Annotated in this window: 19 protein-coding genes, 1 tRNA gene and 2 pseudogenes; 4 read left to right on the top strand and 18 right to left on the bottom strand. The window is 66.3% G+C overall.

The features are described 5' to 3' along the window. Both RT513_RS16690 and RT513_RS16685 read right to left on the bottom strand, forming a co-directional pair. A complete protein-coding gene (locus RT513_RS16690; protein ID WP_313534166.1) occupies window positions 1–1,209 on the bottom strand; it encodes an acetyl-CoA C-acetyltransferase in 1,209 nt (402 codons plus the stop codon). Window positions 1,210–1,225: 16 nt separating this feature from the next. Beyond that, window positions 1,226–1,987 (bottom strand): 3-hydroxyacyl-CoA dehydrogenase, encoded by a 762-nt coding sequence (locus tag RT513_RS16685; protein WP_088214736.1) that lies wholly within the window; start codon window positions 1,985–1,987, stop codon window positions 1,226–1,228. Window positions 1,988–2,266: 279 nt separating this feature from the next. Here RT513_RS16685 and RT513_RS16680 point away from each other — a divergent pair, with 279 nt between their 5' ends. Both RT513_RS16680 and serA read left to right on the top strand, forming a co-directional pair. Continuing rightward, window positions 2,267–3,421, top strand: coding sequence for a phosphoserine transaminase (locus tag RT513_RS16680; RefSeq protein WP_313534165.1), 1,155 nt, complete (start codon window positions 2,267–2,269; stop codon window positions 3,419–3,421). 66 nt (window positions 3,422–3,487) lie between these two features. Further along, window positions 3,488–5,083 carry a phosphoglycerate dehydrogenase gene (gene serA / locus RT513_RS16675; protein WP_088214734.1) on the top strand — a complete coding sequence of 532 codons (1,596 nt, stop codon included), beginning with the start codon at window positions 3,488–3,490 and terminating at the stop codon, window positions 5,081–5,083. A 341-nt stretch (window positions 5,084–5,424) separates the two neighbouring features. On the opposite strand, the gene RT513_RS16670 is transcribed toward serA, so the two are convergent. Genes RT513_RS16670 through RT513_RS16640 form a run of 7 tightly spaced genes read right to left on the bottom strand, consistent with a single transcriptional unit; the run spans window position 5,425 to window position 11,634 of the window. Next, window positions 5,425–6,363, bottom strand: coding sequence for an AEC family transporter (locus RT513_RS16670; RefSeq protein ID WP_313534164.1), 939 nt, complete (start codon window positions 6,361–6,363; stop codon window positions 5,425–5,427). After that, window positions 6,363–7,163, bottom strand: coding sequence for an MBL fold metallo-hydrolase (locus RT513_RS16665; RefSeq protein WP_088214732.1), 801 nt, complete (start codon window positions 7,161–7,163; stop codon window positions 6,363–6,365). Before RT513_RS16665 ends, RT513_RS16670 begins: the two co-directional genes overlap by 1 nt. Continuing rightward, entirely contained in the window at window positions 7,160–7,999 is an 840-nt protein-coding gene (locus RT513_RS16660; protein WP_313534163.1) for a TatD family hydrolase, read from the bottom strand. The genes RT513_RS16665 and RT513_RS16660 overlap by 4 nt, the downstream gene beginning before the upstream one ends. Window positions 8,000–8,006: 7 nt before the next feature. Continuing rightward, a complete protein-coding gene (locus RT513_RS16655) occupies window positions 8,007–9,104 on the bottom strand; it encodes a DNA polymerase III subunit delta' (RefSeq protein WP_313534162.1) in 1,098 nt (365 codons plus the stop codon). Further along, the gene (gene tmk, locus RT513_RS16650) at window positions 9,101–9,709 is read right to left on the bottom strand and encodes a dTMP kinase (protein ID WP_313534161.1); all 609 of its coding nucleotides are present in this window, start codon (window positions 9,707–9,709) and stop codon (window positions 9,101–9,103) included. Before tmk ends, RT513_RS16655 begins: the two co-directional genes overlap by 4 nt. Before the next feature lie 42 nt (window positions 9,710–9,751). Further along, complete coding sequence (locus RT513_RS16645; protein WP_313534160.1) at window positions 9,752–10,924, bottom strand: D-alanyl-D-alanine carboxypeptidase family protein; 1,173 nt, start codon at window positions 10,922–10,924, stop codon at window positions 9,752–9,754. 26 nt (window positions 10,925–10,950) lie between these two features. Continuing rightward, a complete protein-coding gene (locus RT513_RS16640; protein WP_313534159.1) occupies window positions 10,951–11,634 on the bottom strand; it encodes an SPOR domain-containing protein in 684 nt (227 codons plus the stop codon). Window positions 11,635–11,775: 141 nt separating this feature from the next. On the opposite strand from RT513_RS16640, the gene RT513_RS16635 reads away from it, so the two are divergent. Next, window positions 11,776–11,863, top strand: a tRNA-Ser gene (locus tag RT513_RS16635). A 141-nt stretch (window positions 11,864–12,004) separates the two neighbouring features. Further along, window positions 12,005–12,553, top strand: a complete 549-nt coding sequence (locus RT513_RS16630; RefSeq protein WP_030540348.1) for a hypothetical protein — start codon at window positions 12,005–12,007, stop codon at window positions 12,551–12,553. Here RT513_RS16630 and RT513_RS20870 read toward each other — a convergent pair. From RT513_RS20870 to RT513_RS20865, 9 genes and pseudogenes are all read right to left on the bottom strand, one after another. Continuing rightward, a pseudogene (locus tag RT513_RS20870) lies at window positions 12,440–13,498 on the bottom strand (recombinase family protein); the annotation flags it as partial. The gene RT513_RS16630 and the pseudogene RT513_RS20870 sit on opposite strands and share 114 nt — an antisense overlap. Continuing rightward, complete coding sequence (locus RT513_RS16615; RefSeq protein WP_003052372.1) at window positions 13,495–13,893, bottom strand: winged helix DNA-binding protein; 399 nt, start codon at window positions 13,891–13,893, stop codon at window positions 13,495–13,497. The pseudogene RT513_RS20870 and the gene RT513_RS16615, both read right to left, overlap by 4 nt. After that, complete coding sequence (locus RT513_RS16610; RefSeq protein ID WP_003052370.1) at window positions 13,890–14,243, bottom strand: DUF6516 family protein; 354 nt, start codon at window positions 14,241–14,243, stop codon at window positions 13,890–13,892. The genes RT513_RS16615 and RT513_RS16610 overlap by 4 nt, the downstream gene beginning before the upstream one ends. Further along, window positions 14,240–14,554, bottom strand: a complete 315-nt coding sequence (locus RT513_RS16605) for a hypothetical protein (RefSeq protein WP_306122276.1) — start codon at window positions 14,552–14,554, stop codon at window positions 14,240–14,242. Before RT513_RS16605 ends, RT513_RS16610 begins: the two co-directional genes overlap by 4 nt. Window positions 14,555–14,701: 147 nt before the next feature. Further along, window positions 14,702–14,920 carry a DUF2274 domain-containing protein gene (locus RT513_RS16600; RefSeq protein ID WP_030540344.1) on the bottom strand — a complete coding sequence of 73 codons (219 nt, stop codon included), beginning with the start codon at window positions 14,918–14,920 and terminating at the stop codon, window positions 14,702–14,704. A gap of 2 nt (window positions 14,921–14,922) precedes the next feature. Further along, complete coding sequence (locus RT513_RS16595) at window positions 14,923–16,086, bottom strand: TrbI/VirB10 family protein (protein ID WP_306122277.1); 1,164 nt, start codon at window positions 16,084–16,086, stop codon at window positions 14,923–14,925. Then, the gene (gene trbG / locus RT513_RS16590; RefSeq protein WP_306122278.1) at window positions 16,083–17,039 is read right to left on the bottom strand and encodes a P-type conjugative transfer protein TrbG; all 957 of its coding nucleotides are present in this window, start codon (window positions 17,037–17,039) and stop codon (window positions 16,083–16,085) included. Before trbG ends, RT513_RS16595 begins: the two co-directional genes overlap by 4 nt. Beyond that, window positions 17,036–17,725: a conjugal transfer protein TrbF gene (gene trbF / locus RT513_RS16585; RefSeq protein ID WP_003052357.1), complete on the bottom strand. Its 690-nt coding sequence runs from the start codon at window positions 17,723–17,725 to the stop codon at window positions 17,036–17,038. Before trbF ends, trbG begins: the two co-directional genes overlap by 4 nt. Continuing rightward, a pseudogene (locus RT513_RS20865) lies at window positions 17,722–18,055 on the bottom strand (P-type conjugative transfer protein TrbL); the annotation flags it as partial. The pseudogene RT513_RS20865 and the gene trbF, both read right to left, overlap by 4 nt.

The following is an 18,055-nucleotide window of genomic DNA, read 5'->3' as shown; positions in this document are numbered from 1 at the left end:
TCAGACCCTTTCGATGATCGTTGCGACACCCATTCCCGCCCCGATGCAGAGCGTGACGAGCGCAGTCTCCCTGTCCTGCCGCTCCAGTTCGTCGAGCGCGATGCCAAGGATCATCGCCCCCGTCGCCCCGAGCGGGTGGCCCATCGCAATGGCGCCGCCATTGACGTTGACGCAAGCCGGGTCGAGGTCAAGCGCCTCGGTGAAGCGAATGGCCACGGCGGCGAAAGCTTCGTTGATTTCATAAAGATCGATATCGCCCGGCGTCATTCCCGCCCGCTTCAACGCCTTTTCGGCGGCGAAGGAGGGCGCGGTCAGCATGATCGTGGGTTCCGACCCGATCTCGGCAAAGGCGCGGATACGGGCGCGGGGACGCAGCCCCTGCGCCGCCCCCGCCTCCTGCGTGCCGATCAGCACCGCCGCCGCGCCGTCCACGATACCGCTGGACGACCCCGCGTGGTGCACGTGGTCGATCTCTCCCACCTCCGGGTAGCGGAGGCGGGCGATGGCGTCGAAGCCCATCTCCGCCCCCATGCGGGCGAAGGAGGGGCGGAGCTTTGCCAGATCCGCCGCCGTTGCATTGCCACGCACCGTCTCGTCCCGGTCGAGCATCACCCGCCCGACCCGGTCGCGCACCGGCACGACGGAGCGGTCGAACCGCCCCTCGCCCCAGGCGCGGGCGGCACGGCGATGGCTTTCGACGGCAAAGGCATCCGTCCGCTCCCGCCCGTATCCCCATTTCGTCGCGATGAGATCGGCGGAAATGCCCTGCGGCACGAAGCGGGTGTTGAAGGAGACCTGCGGATCGGAACTCCATGCCCCGCCATCCGACAGCATCGGGATGCGGGACATGCTCTCCACCCCGCCGGTCACCACCATGTCCGCCTGCCCCGCCATGACCTTGGCCGCGCCCATGTTGGTCGCTTCCAGCCCCGAGCCGCAGAAGCGGTTGATCTGCACCCCCGCCACGTCCTGTGCATAGCCCGCCTGAAGGGCGGCGATGCGGGGCAGCACCTGCCCCTGCTCGCCCACCGGCATGACGATCCCCATCACGATGTCGCTCACCGCCGCGGTCTCCAGCCCGTTGCGGTTCCGCACCGCCTCCAGCACGGTGGTGGCCAGGGTGACGGGCGTTGCCGGATGCAGGGCGCCGTCGGGCTTGCCCCGGCCGCGCGGCGTGCGCACGGCGTCGTAGATAAAGGCCTCGGTCATGATCCCCCCTTGCGGCTTACCGCGGCGCCATGCGGATCGCGCCGTCCAGCCGGATCGTCTCGCCGTTCAGCATTTCGTTCTGGATGATGTGCAGCGCCAGCGCGGCATATTCCTGCGGGCGGCCCAGGCGCGAGGGGAAGGGCACCATCTTGCCAAGGCTTTCCTGCGCCGCTTCCGGCAGACCCTTCAGCATCGGTGTCTCGAAAATGCCGGGTGCGATGGTGCAGACGCGGATGCCGATCTGCGCGAACTCCCGCGCCGCAGGCAGCGTCAGCCCCGCGACCCCTGCCTTGGAGGAGGCATAGGCCGTCTGGCCGACCTGCCCTTCAAAGGCCGCGACGGAGGCCGTGTTGACGATCACCCCCCGCTCTCCCGAAGCCTGCGGCTCCAGCGCCTGACAGGCATCGGCAAACAGCCGCAGCATGTTGAACGTGCCGATCAGGTTCACCTCGATCGCGCGGCGGTAATCGTCGAGCGGCATGACGCCGTTGCGCCCCAGCACCTTCTGCGCCGGCGCGACACCCGCACAGTTGATGAGAACGCGCGGGGTGCCAAGTTCAGCGAGGATCTTGGCAAAGGCCGCCTCGCCGCTTTCCGCCTTGGACACATCGCACTGCACGGCGATCCCGCCGATCTCCTCAGCGGTCTTGCGTGCGCCTTCCTCATTGTAATCCACCAGCGCCACCTTCGCGCCGCCCGCGGCCAGCGCCCGCGCCGTCGCGTCACCCAGCCCGGAGGCGCCCCCAGTCACGACCGCGACGATTCCCTTGATGTCCATATGTCCCTCCTTCCGGCACGGAGCCGGTTACCTCGGCGGAGACGCTAGCACGGCTTCGGATGTTACTGAATAGTAAAATTCATAAATGATATTCCAATGTAAACAGATGCTTGAATATAAAGTTCACCTCCATTGGCGAATTTCCCTTCCTGCAGGAGATGCCGACAGAATGTGCCAATGCGCCGCAGTCTTTGCTTGATTTTCAAAATGACGCGGCGTATCCGCATCAGCGGGACACCTCTCCCCAACGAGAGGCGATTATCTGTAAGGATACCAGCGATGGCGATCTCCGCTCCGGCTCAACGCCCGGCCAATCCGCGTTTCTCCTCCGGCCCCTGTGCCAAGATCCCCGGCTTCACCCTCGACATGCTGTCCGACGCGCCGCTTGGCCGCTCGCACCGCGCCGCTGTCGGCAAGGCGAAGCTCAAAGAGGCGATCGACCTTACCCGTGAAATTCTGAACGTGCCGGCGGACTACCGCATCGGCATCGTGCCCGCCTCCGACACCGGCGCCGTGGAAATGGCGCTGTGGAGCCTCCTGGGCCAGCGCCCGGTTGAAATGCTCGCCTGGGAAAGCTTCGGCGAAGGCTGGGTCACCGATGTGGTGAAACAGCTGAAGATCGATGCGACCGTGAAGAAGGCAGGTTATGGCGAGATTGTCGATTTCGCCACGGTGGATTTCGACAGGGACGTGGTCTTCACCTGGAACGGCACCACCTCCGGCGTGCGCCTGCCGAACGGCGACGCGATCCCGGCGGACCGCGACGGCCTGACCATCTGCGACGCGACCTCCGCCGCTTTCGCCATGGACCTGCCGTGGGACAAGCTGGATGTCGTCACCTTCTCCTGGCAGAAGGTGCTGGGCGGTGAGGGCGGGCACGGCGTCCTGATCCTGTCGCCCCGCGCGGTCGAACGGCTGGAAAGCTACGCCCCCGCCTGGCCGCTGCCGAAGATCTTTCGCATGACCAAGGGCGGCAAGCTGATCGAGGGCATCTTCGTTGGCGAGACGATCAACACGCCGTCCATGCTCTGCGTGGAGGACTACCTTGTCGCGCTGAAATGGGCGAAGGCACTGGGCGGGCAGAAGGCGCTGATCGCGCGGGCCGAAGCCAACGCGAAGGCGCTGAACGATTTCGTCGCGACGAAGGACTGGATCGCCAATCTTGCCGCCGATCCGGCCACGGCCTCCTGCACCTCGGTCTGCCTGAAGTTCACCGATGCGCGGATCAAGGACGCTGCCGCCTTTGCCAAGGCCGTCGCGAAACGGCTGGAAAAGGAAGGCGTGGCGCTGGACGCCGGCGCCTACCGCGACGCGCCTCCCGGCCTGCGGATCTGGTGCGGCTCCACCGTGGAAACCGCCGACGTGGAAGCGCTGCTGCCGTGGATCGAATGGGCCTTCGAGGCCGAGATCGAAGCGCAGGCCCTCGCCGCCTGATCCCTGTCCCATACGAGACCGCCCCTGCTGACGCGGGGGCCAATCCCTCCATTCAAGGAGCCTGAAATGGCACCCAAAGTTCTGGTTTCCGACGAGCTTTCCGAAACCGCCGTCCAGATTTTCCGCGACCGTGGCGTCGAGGTCGATTACCTGCCGAAGATCGGCAAGGACAAGGACGCGCTGGCCGAGATCATCGGCCAATACGACGGCCTCGCGATCCGTTCCGCCACCAAGGCGACGGAAAAGCTGCTGGAGAAGGCCACCAACCTCAAGGTCATCGGCCGCGCCGGGATCGGGGTGGACAACGTGGACATTCCGGCCGCCTCGAAGCGCGGTATCATCGTGATGAACACGCCCTTCGGCAACTCCATCACCACCGCCGAACATGCCATCGCGATGATGTTCGCGGTCGCGCGCCAGCTTCCCGAAGCCTCCGAATCCACCCATTCTGGGAAGTGGGAGAAATCCCGCTTCATGGGCGTCGAGCTGTTCAACAAGACGCTGGGCGTGATCGGCGCGGGCAATATCGGCGGCATCGTCTGCGACAGGGCGCTCGGGCTCAAGATGAAGGTCGTGGCCTACGACCCCTTCCTGTCTGAAGAACGCGCCAAGCAGATGGGCGTGACCAAGGTCGAACTGGACGAACTGCTGGCGCGGGCCGATTTCATCACGCTGCACGTGCCGCTGACCGACAAGACCAAGGGCATCCTGAACGCCGAGAACATCGCCAAGACGAAACCCGGCGTGCGGATCATCAACTGCGCCCGGGGCGGACTGGTCGATGAAGCCGCTCTGGCCGAAGCCCTGAAATCCGGCCACGTCGCCGGTGCCGCCTTCGACGTGTTCGAGGTGGAGCCCGCCAAGGAAAGCCCGCTCTTCGGCCTGCCGAACGTCGTGGTCACGCCGCACCTCGGCGCGTCCACCACGGAAGCGCAGGAGAACGTGGCGCTGCAGGTGGCCGAACAGATGTCTGACTACCTGCTGACCGGCGCGGTGTCGAACGCGCTCAACATGCCATCTGTCACCGCTGAAGAAGCCGCCGTGATGGGGCCGTGGCTCAAGCTGGCCGGGCATCTGGGCGCCTTCGTCGGGCAGATGACGGACGAGCCGATCAAGGCGATCAACGTGCTCTACGACGGCACTGTGGCGAAGATGAACCTTGCCGCGCTGAACGCCTCCGTGATCGCCGGGGTGATGAAGACGACCAACCCCGACGTCAACATGGTCTCTGCCCCGATCATCGCCAAGGAACGGGGGATCCAGGTCTCGACCACCAGCCAGGAGAAGTCCGGCACGTTCGACGCCTATATCAAGGTGACGATGGTGACGGAGACGCGCGAACGCTCCATCGCGGGCACCGTGTTCTCCGACGGCAAGCCGCGGTTTATCCAGGTCAAGGGCATCAACATCGATGCGGAAGTGGGCGAGCACATGCTCTACACCACCAACAACGATGTGCCCGGCATCATCGGCGCGCTCGGCACCACGCTGGGCCAGCACGGGGTGAACATCGCGAACTTCACGCTGGGCCGCTCCTCTGTCGGCAAGGACGCAATCGCCATTCTGTATCTGGACGAGCCGCTGGATGGCCCGACGCTGGACGCGCTGCGCGACACCGGGCTGTTCAAGCAGGTCCGCCCGCTGGAATTCGCAGCCGCCTGATCCTGCCGGAATGAAAGATGACAAGCCGCGCCCCGTTGGGCGCGGCTTTTTCATGGGATATGGCGGCGGGAGGCATCAGAGCCGATGTAAACCTGCGGGCTTTCGCGGGCTGCTGAAAGCAGTTCGGAAGTCTCGCATCCGGGCCTTGGAAACCGGAAAATCGGACTGAAGCATCCGAAATGTGTGGATTTCGGGATTTCGCCGGATTGCGAACGATTTCCGCTCCAACGTGGACCTGAAGGCCTGTTGGAGAGTCGGGCGGATCGGACACCTTTCTGCGGGAGACAAAGGGCATCCGCCCGCCGCCGGTTGGGCTCGGCGGGGCCGCCCGGGGCCTGCCCTCAGGCGCCCAGAAGCTTCAGCCAGACCCAGATGGTGAGCATGGAAGCCGCCGTTCCGAGCAAGACGGAGGAGGCGGCCACGCGCTTGGCCGCGCCATACATGTTGGCGAACAGATAGGCATTCGCACCCGGAGCCATCGTCGCGGTCTGGACGGCGGAACGGAACCCCTCGAACGGCAACCCGAAGGCCTTGCCCATTAGCCAGACCAGCGCCGGATGCCCGATCAGCGACAGGAAGCAGATCACCATGATCAGCTTCATGTCCCCCTCCGGCCGGTAGCGGAACAGCACGCCGCCCAGACCGAAAAGCGCGGCCGGCAGCGCCGCCTGCGCCATCATGTTGACCCCGCCCCAGAGCGGCCCCGGCAGCGGCAATCCGGTGAGGTTCACCACAAGGCCGGTGGTCACACCCATCACCAGCGGATTGTGGAACATCGCGTTCAGCACCTGCACCGCAACCCGGGCGGGACTTTTCGCGGCGTGGCGGCTGCGGATCACCTCCATCAGCGTGATGCCGATGCCGTAAAGCAGTGGCGAGTGGAAGGCGATGATGAGGTAGTTGCCCGCCAGCCCCTCCGGCCCGAAGGCGCGTTCCGCAATGGGAATGCCGAGCAGGAGGGAGTTGGAGAACATGCAGCAGAAGCCGACCGCCACGCAATCCTCCGGCGGCCGCCTGAAGGCATAGCGCGCGGCGCCGGCTCCGATCAGGAAGCACAGGATCGCCGGGATGAAGAAGCTTGCCAGCAGCCGGATATCGAAGCTCTGACCAAGGTCCAGCGTGGCAATGCCGCGGAACAGCACGAAGGGGATCGCGAAGTTCTGGGTGAAACGCATGAGCGCATCGACCATCTGGTCCGTGAACAGCCCCCGCCATGCGATGAAGTAGCCGAAGCCGATGACGAGAAAGACCGGAAGGATGACATCGACCAGCGCCTGCATCAGAGATCGTAGCTCAGCGTGAGCCCGTCATAGGCCGGCACGACGTTCTCCGGCGTCTCCGCCATCACATCCTCATAGTCGAGGTCGATATGCATGTTGGTGATCACGGCCTGCCGCGGGGCGGCGCGCGTGATCCAGCCCAGCGTGCGCTCCAGATGGGCATGGGTCGGATGCGGCTTGCGCCGGAGCGCGCCGACGATCCAGCAGTCCAGACCGGAGAGCACGGGCCAGGCCTCCTCCGTCAGTTCCAGCGCATCCGGGAGGTAGGCCACGTCACCGATACGGAAGCCGAGCGCGTCGATGCTGCCATGGTTCGCGCGGAAGGGCACGAACGGGATCGTCCCCCCCGCCCCCGTGACCTCGAACGCGCCGGTGATCGGCTGGAGGTTCAGGATCGGCGGGTAGGAGGAACCGGGCGGCTGCACGAAGACATAGTCGAACCTGTGGAGCAGCGCCTCCGACGTCGGCTCATCCGCCCAGACGTCGAGCCTGCGGCGGATGTTGAACACCACCTGCCGCAGATCGTCTATTCCGTGAACATGGTCGGCATGGGCGTGGGTATAGACAACGCCGTCAAGCTCCCCCACCCCGGCGCGGAGAAGCTGGGTGCGCAGGTCTGGCCCGGTGTCCACCAGCACGCGCGTAACCCCCTCCGGCGTCTCGCGCGTGACAAGGAGCGCGCAGCGGAGACGTTCGTTCTTCGGGTTGGCCGGGTCGCATTCCCCCCAGTGGCCGCCCAGACGCGGCACCCCGGCGGAGGATCCGCAGCCCAGAATGGTATAGGTGATCCGCCCCGTCATGCCGCATCCGCCTTTCGCGCCGCGCGGGCGAAAAGGCGGTCGAAATTGTCGGAGGTCAGGCGCGCGAAATCGGCATAGTCCATGCCCAGCGTCTCCGCCCCCTTGCGTGCGGTGAAAGCGGTATAGGCCGGTTCGTTGCGGCGGCCCCGGTGGGGCGGCGGGGCGAGATAGGGGGAGTCCGTCTCCACCAATATCCGGTCCCGCGGGGCAGCGGCGAAGATGTCGCGCAGATCGCCGGACTTCGGAAAAGCGGTGATCCCCGACATGGAAAGGTAAAACCCGATGGCCAGCGCCGCCTCCGCCAGTTCGGCGGAAGAGGTGAAACAATGCATGACGCCGGTGAAGGCGCCCCTGGCATGTTCCTCCGTCAGGATACGGGCCATATCCGCATCGGCGTCGCGGGAATGGATGATGAGCGGCAGGCCCGTCCGCCGCGCGGCGTCGATATGAAGCCGGAGGCTGACCGCCTGCGCCTCCGCGCTGTCGGCGGAGTAATGATAGTCGAGCCCGGTCTCGCCGATCCCCACGCATTGCGGATCATCCGCCAGCGCCAGAAGCTCCGCCAACGTCACCGGCGGCTCCTCCGCCACCGACATCGGATGGATACCCGCCGCGTAGAACACGCCATCGAACCGCCCGGCGATGCCGCGCACGGTGGGAAGGCTGCCCATCCGCGTGCAGATCGTGACCATCCGCGTCACGCCAGCCGCACGGGCGCGGGCCACCACGTCGTCAAGCTCTCCCTGAAAGTCGGGAAAGTCGAGGTGACAGTGGCTGTCAACGATTTCAGGAACCGCGTCGGCGGGGGAAGCGGAAGGGGAGGAATGATCGGTCATCGGTGCCTCAACGGGCGGCCACTGCCGCCGCCGTCTCGTCCAGTGTCAGAACCATATCAAGGAGAAGCGTGGCAGGGTCAAGGTTCACCGCCCGTCCCTGTCGCGCGCGGGCGCCTGCCGTCTCCTGCACTTCGGCCCAGCGGCGGGCGGCCGCGAGGTCCGGCGAAAGCCGCGCGAGGAGCGCCCCTTCCCCCGGCAGGGCCTCCAGTTCAGGCGGTCCCGCGACACCTGTCCGGGCAAGGCGGGCCAGAAACAGGTCGAGCAGCGTGAGGATCAGGTCGAACGCCGCCTCGTTCCCCCGGCCCGCTCCGCGTTCCGCCAGCGACAGGGCTGCCTGCCTGTCCATGCCCGGCGCCTTTGCCATGAGCGCGAGGATATGTCCGTAAAGCTCGGCGCCCCCGCCTGCTCCAAGACGCACCGCATCGCCCACCGATCCCCCGGAAAGGGCCGCCAGCGCCGCCCCCTCGCCGCTCACGCCCGCGCCTTCCAGCGCGCGGGACAGGTCGGCCTGATCCAGCGGGCGGAGCCGCAGCTCGCGGCAGCGGGACCGGATGGTCGGCAGCAACCGCGAGGGCTGATGGCTCACCAGCAGGAGCACCGCGCCCTCCGGCGGCTCCTCCAGCACCTTCAGCAGCGCATTCGCGGCGTTGGGGTTCAGCTCATCGGCCGTATCGACGATCACCACCCGGCGACCGCCCTCTGCCGCGGAGAGGCCGAAGAAGGCGCGCAGGCGGCGCACTTCATCCACCGGGATCTCTGCCCTGAAGCGGCCGGCCTTTTCGTCATAGGGCCTGCGGATCAGCAGCAGGCGCGGCTCGCTCAACGCCCGCAGGCGATGGGCCAGGGCATCGTCCTGCGGCGGGTCGAGCGTCGCGCCGAACATCCCCGGCGCGGGCGGTTGCAGCAGGTAGCGCGCGATCCGCCACGCCAGCGTGGCCTTGCCGATGCCGCGCGGGCCGGTGAGAAGCCAGCCGTGGTGCAGCCGCCCGGTCTCCACCGCGTCGAGAAAGGCACCTTCCGCCGCTTCCTGACCGTACAGGCGCTGCGTTTCGCGGGGATGGGGCACGCCCTCCAGCCGGTCGGATTCGGGAAGATCGTCGCTCATCCCGCCTCGCCCAGTGCCGCGCGCACGCGGGCGGCCACGGTATCCTCGTCGTCTCCGCCGTCTATCACGCGGCAGCGGACGGGAAACTCTCGCGCCAGCGCCAGGAACCCCTCCCGCATCCGCGCCTGAAGCGGGAGGCCGAAATCCTCGAACCTCTGCTCCCCGCCGGGGCGGGCGCGGGCGCGGGAGAGGCCGGTTTCGGCGTCGATGTCGATGATGAAGGTCAGGTCGGGCTCCACCCCGATCATCAGGTCGTGCAGCCTGTCCACCATGCCCCGCAGATTGCCACGGCTCACACCCTGATAGATGCGAGTGGAATCGGCGAAACGGTCACAGACGACCAACTGGCCCGCAGCGAGCGCGGGGCGGATCGTGCGTTCGAGGTGATCCCGGCGGGCGGCGGTAAAGAGCAGAAGCTCCGTTTCCGGCGACCAGCGGTCCGGCTCCCCCTCCAGAACGAGACGGCGGATCTCCTCCGCGCCGAGTGATCCGCCCGGTTCCCGCGTCAGCAGAACCTCCCGCCCCTCAGCCGCGAGGGTCGCTGCCAGCCGCCGGGCCTGAGTGCTTTTGCCCGACCCGTCTATGCCTTCAAAGCTGATGAACACACGCCCCTCCGCCCGGTTCGGCGGCAAGCGGCCGGGGCCCGCTCAGAACTCCGCCCCGCCGGCGGGGGCGCTCTCCGCACCGGTCATGCGGTGCACCAGCACACGGGCCGCCGTCAAGAGCCGCGTGCCGAACCCCCCCTCCGCCACCGCCGTCGCGGTGACAAGCGGGACATGCCGCGGCTCCATGTCCGGCATGCGGATGACCAGTTCGCCGACCTGCTGCCCGGCTGCGAGCGGTGCCTTCAGCGGGGCGGCATAGATGGCCTCTGCCGAGACCTGCCCCTGCACCAGCGCCGGCACCAGAAGCTGAAGATCTTCCGTCACCGTCAGGCCGACCGTAGAGGTGCTGCCCATCCAGACATCGGCCTCCACGATGACCTCGCCCTTACGGACGACGGTCTTTTCGACGAAGTTGCGGAAGGCCCAGTTCACGACACTTTCCGACTCCTCCCGCCGCTCCGCTTCCGTCGCCATCCCGTTCAGCGTGAACACGACGCGCCGCTCGCCCTGCTGCGCGGAACCGACAAGGCCGTAGCCCGATTCTTGCGTGTGCCCGGTTTTCAGCCCGTCCGCCCCGATGCCGAGGCTCAGGATCGGATTACGGTTGTGCCGGTTGGCGGGCGCGCGGTTGTCGAAGGGAAATTCGGTGATCGCGAAGTAATGGTAGTATTCGGGAAATTCGCGGATCAGATGCACGCCCAGCGTCGTCAGATCCTTCATCGTCATCCGTTGTTCCGGGTCGGGCCAGCCGGAGGCGTTGGAGAAATGGGAGGCTTCCAGCCCGATGGCCCGCCCTCGTTCCGTCATCTGGCGGGCAAAGGCCTCCTCCGATCCGGCAAGCCCCTCCGCCACCACGACACAGGCGTCGTTACCGGAAAGCACAATGATCCCCTTGACGAGCTGCTCCACCGTCGGGCGGTCACGTTCGTTCAGGAACATGGTCGAACCGCCCATGGCCCGCGCCTTGGAGGAGACGGCGAAGGTGGTGTCCATCGTCACCCGCCCGTCCCGCAGCGCCTCGAACAGCATGTTGAGCGTCATGAGCTTGGACATGGAGGCGGGCGGCAGAGGAACCTCCGCGTTCTTGTCCATGAGGACGGTGCCGGTCTTGAAATCCACCACATAGGCCGAGCCCGCGCGCGTCTCGAACGCCGAGGCAGGGATGGGAAGGGCTGCGAGAGCCGCGAGCACGAGGGGGGTAAAAGGCTTGAACATGGCTCTCCATCCAGATCCGGGTGGCCTCATAGGGCGACAGCGTAGGCATCGGCAAACCCGAGCCGCTTCACTTTTGCGAGAAGTTCGCCCGGAGCGCCATCCCCCGCGGCCCCACCAAGCGGAATCGTGACCCGCCAGGCAGCCCCCGACCGCCGGATTTCCGCGCGAAGCCCTGCCTCCGCCAGCTTCTCGCGGGCCGCATGGGCATTCGCCTCCACCCCGAAGACCGCGACCTGAATCGCCTGCGGCCTGCTGAGGGTAACCCGCGCGGCGCTCTCCGCCACCGCAGGGACGACGGCAGGAGTGTCTGCCGAGAGGGGAGAGGCACCCGCAGAGGGCATCACAAGCGCCGTCACACGCACCGCAATCCCTTGACCCGCGCTCACTCCAAGCACCCCCGCGAGGTCGGAGGAAAGCTGAAAGCGCTGATCTCGGGACATGTTGGGCAGGAGCGTGGCCGCCGCACTGCCGTTCCGCCCCTCGACCAGCACACGGCGGCTCTCCACTCCGGGGCGCGCGATCCACAGACCACCGAGCGTGGGCCGCCCGTCCCAGACCGCGCTGCCGGAGAGGCGCAGCACGTCCGGCGCCGACCGTTCCTCCGCGCGCGGCCGGGCCTGCTCCTCCAACGTAGGAGCCGGAACGACAGGTTCCATGCCGCAGGTCGCCAGCATCATCGCGGCCAGAACACCTGCCACTGCGTGTCTCATCCCCTGTCCCGCTTCTCCCCTGTCCCGTTTCCATCCGGTTCGCCCGGTTTCCGTTCCATTTATCAACGACGCTAGCGCAAGTTCATGCAGCGCAGCATTTATCTTTCCGAATCGCCCGCCACCCGTTATCCGCCCACCGACGGAAGAGTGGCCGAGCGGTTTAAGGCACCGGTCTTGAAAACCGGCGATGGGCAACCATCCGTGGGTTCGAATCCCACCTCTTCCGCCACTTTGGAACCCCTCTGGGCACGCCAGCCACCGCCGATTGCCGCACTTGGCCAGCAATAAGCGTCCTTAGCAGCTCCGTCTTCGATCCCATGATGCGAATTGCGTCGTCTGCGACCTCGACACGCTGCGCCAGTGAGCGCAGATGATCCCGCCGATAGCCGCCCTCGCTGCCCCGGATGCGTTCGCGTGCGCGACGCGCAAATCCCCGGATCATGGTCGGGGTGATGGCGCTGTGGCCGGGGCTGTCGAGCAAGGCTTGCGCCCGGTCGGCGTCGGCCCTGGCCTGATCGCGGATGACCTTGAGGCCGGCGATGCGTTCCTTGAGCGCCGGGTCGTCAAGATCGGCGACGCCCGCCTCGATGGCGTCGTAGAGGCGCTTGAGGCGCAATTCCGATTCGGTCGCGCGCCGCTCCAGTTCGGCGATGTGGTGCCGGCGACGCTCGGCCTGATCGTCGCGACGGCCGAGCACGGTGCCAAGCAAGTCCTCCAGCCGGTCGGCATCGAGCAAGCGTTCCTCGATATGCCCGACCACCATTCGGTCGAGCTTATCCATCGGGATCGCGCGGCCCTTGCAGCCGGTTTCGCCCTGACGCGCCTTGATCGAGCACGCATAGTAGCGATAGCGGCCACCCTTGCCGGTGCGAATGGTCATCGCGCCTCCGCAATTGCCGCAATAGCAGATGCCGGTTAGCAGCGTCGGCCCGATCACGACGCGCGCGGGCAACTCGGTCTTGGGATTACGGGCCTGCAAAAGCTTCTGCACCGCGTCGAACGTCTCCCGCTCGATAAGCGCCGGCACCTGAACGGTGATAACCTCGTCTTCGGGCTTCACCTCTCCCTTGTTGGAACGGCGATTGAACCGATGCTCGCCGATATAGGTGCGCCGGGTCAGGATGCGGTGAACCTGACCGATGCCCCAGCGCCCGCCGTCGCGCGTGAAGATGCCCTTGCCATTGAGATATTTGACGATGGCCTTCACGCCCATCTGGCCGGATGAACCTTCACCCTCCAGCGCAAGGCGATAGATGACCCGGATCGTCTCGGCGTGCAGCGGGTCGATTTCCAGCTTCTTCTTGACCTTCGCGCCGCGCTGCTCGGCCGCGACGACGCGGTAGCCGATGGGCGGCAGCGAGCCGTTCCAGAAGCCTTGCCGGGCGTTCTCCTTCAAGGCGCGCAGGACGTGCTTGGCGTTCTCCTTGGACTGGTATTCGTCGAATAGCGACATGATCCGCCGCATCATGTCGTGGATCGGATCATCGCCAAGCTCCTGCGTGATCGAAACCAGCTTCACGCCGTTCTTCGCCAGCTTGCGGTAATAGAACTCCATTTCAAATTCGTCGCGGAAGAAGCGTGAGAAGCTGTGAACCACGACGACATCGAACGATGCCGGCTTGGCGGTGGCAGCCTCTATCATCCGCTGGAACTCCGGGCGGCGGTCGTTGGTCGCGCTGTTGCCCGGCTCCACGAATGTTTCGACAAGCTGATAGCCGCGCGCCTCGCAATAGGCTTCGCCCTGGCGCTTCTGGTCGGGGATCGACACGTCATGCTCGGCCTGCCGAGTGGTGGAGACGCGCAGATAGAGGGCGGCGCGCAGCGTGACGTTGGGATTGTGGACGGTGGGACTATGGACGTTCATTGCCGGCCTCCTGCCGCCTTGCGCGGCCCTGCGCGCTCGGTCAGCGGCAAGTCTAGTTCTACTCGGTCGTGGATGACCCTGGGCGTGAGCTTGCGGCCTTCGCCCTTCTCCATGCGGACAAGGCCGTAACTGGCCATCCGTTTCAGAGTGCGGGACAGGTTGGACTTGGCCCGGCCGGTGATCTCGGCCAGTTCCTCCAGCGAACCCGGCGCTTGCTGGTCGATGACGCGCAGCAATTCGCGATTGCCCGCCGACAGCACCTTGGCGAAGGATTCCATTGATGTGAACCACACCTTCGGATCGCCGGGCGCGGGCTTTTCCTCGCCCTTGGCAATCCGCATGGTGCGGGCCTTCATTTCTTCGTAGCCGGCAATCCCGACTTTCAATGTGGTCATGTTACGCCTCGCTCCTTCAACACCGCGTCCACCGCCTGCCAGAAGTCGGCCAGCAGCGTGGCCGCATCCTCGTAGGCGTAGGGCTTCACTGTCTGGAGGCGGTGCCGATGGTCCATCGGATCGCCGCGCCTGCCTCGGCCGACTGGATGGGCGTTGTCGAAGCCGACCAACCGTTCGCCCGAAGGCCCGTGAAGCGTGAGCGAGTAATCGAGGCCGTGCGGCTTCTCCGGCGATGCCGGAACGCGGGTGACGATGAACTTCACCCAATGGCCGCCCTCGGGATCGACAACGAGCACCTGGCCGTCGAGGTCCAGAAGCGTGTCGAGGTTCGGATCACGATCCTCGCTCATGGCTTTTTGTTATCATATGAGGATAACTTTGTCAATCCTGCCAGGGGTGGAAGTGGGCCGAACATCTCGTCGAAGACATCGGCAAACCATCGCTCGAACACCTGAATCTCTGCCTCGGTGATCGGCACTTTCTCCGGCCAGTCGTCGATGACGGGCAGCTTCTCCACGTCGAAGGCATCGGGCGGGCTTCCGCGCGGCGGGCTGATGCGCGGCGCGGGATCGTCGTCATAGTCGTAAAGGTCATCGGGAAGCGTCTGCGGAGCCGGCTGTCGTGGGCGGCCCCTTTGGGTATGGCGGCGTCTCGCACACATGGAATCCTCCGTGGTTCGTTGCTGGATTCCGGGTGGCTGGAAGCCCCGGAATTAGGCGAAGCATGGAGGGGGATCGGCGGCCTGTAGCGTGCCGCATTTGCGCTCACGCGCTGGCGGCACCCCTGCTGTCGGGTGCCGCTAACTAGGTTAGCTGGCCGCGCGGCGGGCCTTCTGAAACTCTCGATCCGTGGCGAGGAAGCGTTCCAGCATCGGCACAATTAGCTTTTCCGGCTCTATCGGCGGCTGTCCTGCCCCTGCCAACAAGCGTCCATAAAGTTGCAAATCTCGAAAGAGTGTCGCGGGCAATTCGCGTGACACCTTAACGGGCTTGTCGTCGGGCAACGTGCCGAGTTTCAGCTTGCTCATGGTCAATTCCTGTAGGGTTCGAGCACAAGGTCGCGGGTGACGATGACGCGGACGTGGAAGCCCGGCCTGATCGTGAGCGTCGGCGCAACCTGCAACTGGCGGCGGATGATCTGCTGGCCGGCGTCGTTGATGGTGTCCTGCGCTCCGTCGCGGATGGCGCGCACAAGGCGGTCCTCGTCGCTGACGGCCAGCTCCGTGCCGACCGCGAGCAGCGTGGACAAGCCGGCGGCCTTCGCCAAATCCCACCAATGATAATCGACGCCATCCTCAAGACCGGCGTAGCCCTGGCTATCCGCGCCCGGCTGGCGCTCCAGAACGATAGAGTGACCATTGGGGAGGATCAGCCGATTCCAGACGAGCAGCACACGGCGCTGGCCGAATTGAACGCTATTGTCATACTGCCCGATGATCCGCGTCCCCTGCGGGATCAGGAGCAGGCTGCCGGTCGGGCTGTCATAGATGTGCTGCGTCACCTGGGCGGTGATCTGCCCCGGAAGATCGGAACGGATGCCGGTAATGAGCGCAGCCGGGATCACGGCCCCGGCCTGGAGCACGAAGGGCGAGGCTGGAGCCATGACGCGATCCGATGACGTGGTGCGGCGATCGACAGGCGCATTGAGGAAAGCAAGCTGCTTGTCCTGCGCGGTCTGCTGGCCGGGCTGCCCTGTCAGGCCGGCAAGGTCGAGGCCGGGAAGTCCCGGTGTGGTCGCGCCGCCCGGCGTTGCGGCCGGGATTCCTGTGCGCGCCTCGGTCTGGAAAAAGACGCGGCTGACGCGCGCGGCTTCTTCCTCGGCTAGCCGGCGTTCCTCGGCGCGATCCACGGGCGGCGTGGTGATCGTCGGCGGCACGACTGGCTGGCCCCTGTTCTGCGCGTCCAAGATGGGTCTGCCGAGGTCGCCCGGCAGCGGCGGCCCCAGGACCGGGCCGGTATAGTCGCGCGGCAGGCCGGCAAGCCCATCGGCAGGCTGGCGGTTGTTGGTCGAAAACAGTTCTTCGCCGCCCGTGCCGCCGTCGCGGGTCTGGAGCGCGTAGATCAGCGCGCCGCCGACGCCGACCAGGGCGACGGCCGCCACGCTGGCGAGCACCTTGCGCGACAGGCGGGTGACGCGCGGGGCTTCCGCGCGAAGCCGCATTGGCGCGGCGGTATTGGTGTCATTCTCACTCATGACGATGGCCTCCCGTCCGTGCGGACAATCCTGACGGTCTGTTGGCGGTTGCCGCTGCCAAGGCGTAGCTCGGCCGCGCCGAACAGGCGGTCCACGATCAGGATGTGTTGATGGATGCGGCTGTTGACGATCTGCGCCTCGCCGTCCGCGCCGAGCACGAAGATCGGCGGCATTTCGCCTTGAACGATGCCGCGCGGAAACTCGACATAGACGCGCCTGCCGTCGTCATAGACGGCGACGGGCTTCCAAGCTGGATTGTCGCCCGTCAGTCCATAGCGATAGTTGCGCGCGGCGACGGCTGGGATGACCGGCGTGGCCGGCACCGCCTGCCGCTGTCCGGCCGGCTGCTGCGGATAGGCCCAAGCGACGGCCGGCATATAGGGCTTCTCGCCCGAGCGCAGCTCGAGCATGTAAACGCGCCGGTCGGTCGTCACGACAAGGTTGGTGGTGATGTCCGGCCGGCTTGGCTTCACGAGGATATGGACGCGGCGCGTGACGCCCGAACCGGATTCCGTATCGCCGATAATCCAGCGTGCCGTGTCGCCGGCCGCTATCGGCCCCGCGCCGGTCAGGCTTTCGCCTGGCTCCAGGGCGATGTTCGTGATCTGGCCGGGCGCGGCATAGACCTGATAGAGCGCGCCGTCGCTCCACGGGTAAATCTGGATGGAGTTGTAATAGCCCTCGCGGCGCGGCTGCACGCGGGCGGCGGCATTGGCGTTCTCGACGCGCGCGGTCGGTGTGCCGGCGGCGGTGCCGCCGCGTGCGACGGTCCAGGCGGGCGGGATATGGATCGGCCGCGGCCGGTCGTCGGTGACGGCCGCGGGCACGGCAGGTAGCGGCGGCACGCTCGCATCGTAGCTGATCTGCGGCGGTTTGTAGGTCGCGCAGCCGGCAAGCATGGTTGCGGAAAGCAGGACGGCGGGAATCGCCGAAGTGCGGATGATCGTCCTCATTGGCTCATCTCCCGCGACCACGAAATTGCATTGACGTAGATTCCCAACGGATTTGCGCGCAGCCGTTCGGTATCGCGCGGCGGCTGGATTGCGATGGTCAGGATCGCGGTCCATCGCTCGGTTGTTGATAGCTGGCCGGATTCGTAGTGACGTTCGGTCCAGGCGACGCGGAAGGAATCCGGCGAGGCGCGAATAACGCTCGACACCTCGACCGCGACTTGTTGCTTTCCGACTTTGGTGAACGGGTCGTTGGCGCGGGCATAATCGTTGAGCGCCGCCGCGCCCCTGTCGGTCGTCCACTCGTAAGCGCGTAGCCAGTTCTGGCGGACGATGATGGGATCGGCGGGGATGCTCCTGACCTGTTCGATAAAGCGCCCCAGGTGCCATGCCACTTGCGGATCGGTCGGGCGATAGTCGGCCGTGGCCGGCGCGACGGCCTGCGCCTGGCCGAGCCGATCAACTTGGACTACCCAGGGCACGACGGTCCCGCGCGCCGATTGCCAGACAAGCGCGGCGGCGAAGCCGGCCGAAAGGATCAAGCTGCCGAACGCCATGTAGCGCCAGTTCTTCGCCTGCACGCGGGCCGAGCCAATGCGCTCGTCCCAAACCTGCGCGGCGCGCTGATAGGGCGTTTCGGGTTGTGGGGTCTTGCCGTAATGCACGGCGGGTCTTTTGAAGATGCTCATGTGCGGTCGCTTTCAGAGAGGTTGACGGAAGAACCAGAGGCGTGGCTGTCGCCAGAGCGGACAGCGTGCGCGGCCGTCTGGACGGCATGGCCTGTGTGGCCGGATTGGCGCATCCGCTGCGCCCAGCCGGGCGATGTGCCAGCGGCCGGCGCGGATGCGGACGTGCTGCCGGTCGATCCCATGGAGGACGTGCCGCCGGTCGCGCCGAACCCGGCTTTCACGCCATCGGAAAAGCTGGATTTGATGCTTGCCGCCGCCCGGCGCAGCGGCGATGTGGCTGTGCTGCCTGCCGCTCGCGCGATGCCGCCCAGGCCGGATGCGACGCCCGCC

It is taken from the genome of Haematobacter sp., assembly GCF_032102465.1.
GTDB lineage: Bacteria > Pseudomonadota > Alphaproteobacteria > Rhodobacterales > Rhodobacteraceae > Haematobacter.
Note: the sequence above shows the minus strand (reverse complement) of the source record. Positions and strands in the feature narration are given on the sequence as shown.

Coding starts and splice junctions, on each gene's coding strand:
- RT513_RS16665 (WP_088214732.1), bottom strand. CDS start 7,163: ATGACGGGGCGGATCACCTATACCATTCTGGGCTGCGGATCCTCCGCC.
- RT513_RS16605 (WP_306122276.1), bottom strand. CDS start 14,554: ATGTGTGCGAGACGCCGCCATACCCAAAGGGGCCGCCCACGACAGCCG.
- RT513_RS16685 (WP_088214736.1), bottom strand. CDS start 1,987: ATGGACATCAAGGGAATCGTCGCGGTCGTGACTGGGGGCGCCTCCGGG.
- RT513_RS16655 (WP_313534162.1), bottom strand. CDS start 9,104: ATGAGCGACGATCTTCCCGAATCCGACCGGCTGGAGGGCGTGCCCCAT.
- RT513_RS16680 (WP_313534165.1), top strand. CDS start 2,267: ATGGCGATCTCCGCTCCGGCTCAACGCCCGGCCAATCCGCGTTTCTCC.
- trbF (WP_003052357.1), bottom strand. CDS start 17,725: ATGAGCATCTTCAAAAGACCCGCCGTGCATTACGGCAAGACCCCACAA.
- RT513_RS16690 (WP_313534166.1), bottom strand. CDS start 1,209: ATGACCGAGGCCTTTATCTACGACGCCGTGCGCACGCCGCGCGGCCGG.
- RT513_RS16645 (WP_313534160.1), bottom strand. CDS start 10,924: ATGTTCAAGCCTTTTACCCCCCTCGTGCTCGCGGCTCTCGCAGCCCTT.
- RT513_RS16640 (WP_313534159.1), bottom strand. CDS start 11,634: ATGAGACACGCAGTGGCAGGTGTTCTGGCCGCGATGATGCTGGCGACC.
- RT513_RS16595 (WP_306122277.1), bottom strand. CDS start 16,086: ATGAGTGAGAATGACACCAATACCGCCGCGCCAATGCGGCTTCGCGCG.
- trbG (WP_306122278.1), bottom strand. CDS start 17,039: ATGAGGACGATCATCCGCACTTCGGCGATTCCCGCCGTCCTGCTTTCC.
- serA (WP_088214734.1), top strand. CDS start 3,488: ATGGCACCCAAAGTTCTGGTTTCCGACGAGCTTTCCGAAACCGCCGTC.
- RT513_RS16660 (WP_313534163.1), bottom strand. CDS start 7,999: ATGACCGATCATTCCTCCCCTTCCGCTTCCCCCGCCGACGCGGTTCCT.
- RT513_RS16630 (WP_030540348.1), top strand. CDS start 12,005: ATGATCCCGCCGATAGCCGCCCTCGCTGCCCCGGATGCGTTCGCGTGC.
- RT513_RS16670 (WP_313534164.1), bottom strand. CDS start 6,363: ATGCAGGCGCTGGTCGATGTCATCCTTCCGGTCTTTCTCGTCATCGGC.
- RT513_RS16615 (WP_003052372.1), bottom strand. CDS start 13,893: ATGACCACATTGAAAGTCGGGATTGCCGGCTACGAAGAAATGAAGGCC.
- RT513_RS16610 (WP_003052370.1), bottom strand. CDS start 14,243: ATGAGCGAGGATCGTGATCCGAACCTCGACACGCTTCTGGACCTCGAC.
- RT513_RS16600 (WP_030540344.1), bottom strand. CDS start 14,920: ATGAGCAAGCTGAAACTCGGCACGTTGCCCGACGACAAGCCCGTTAAG.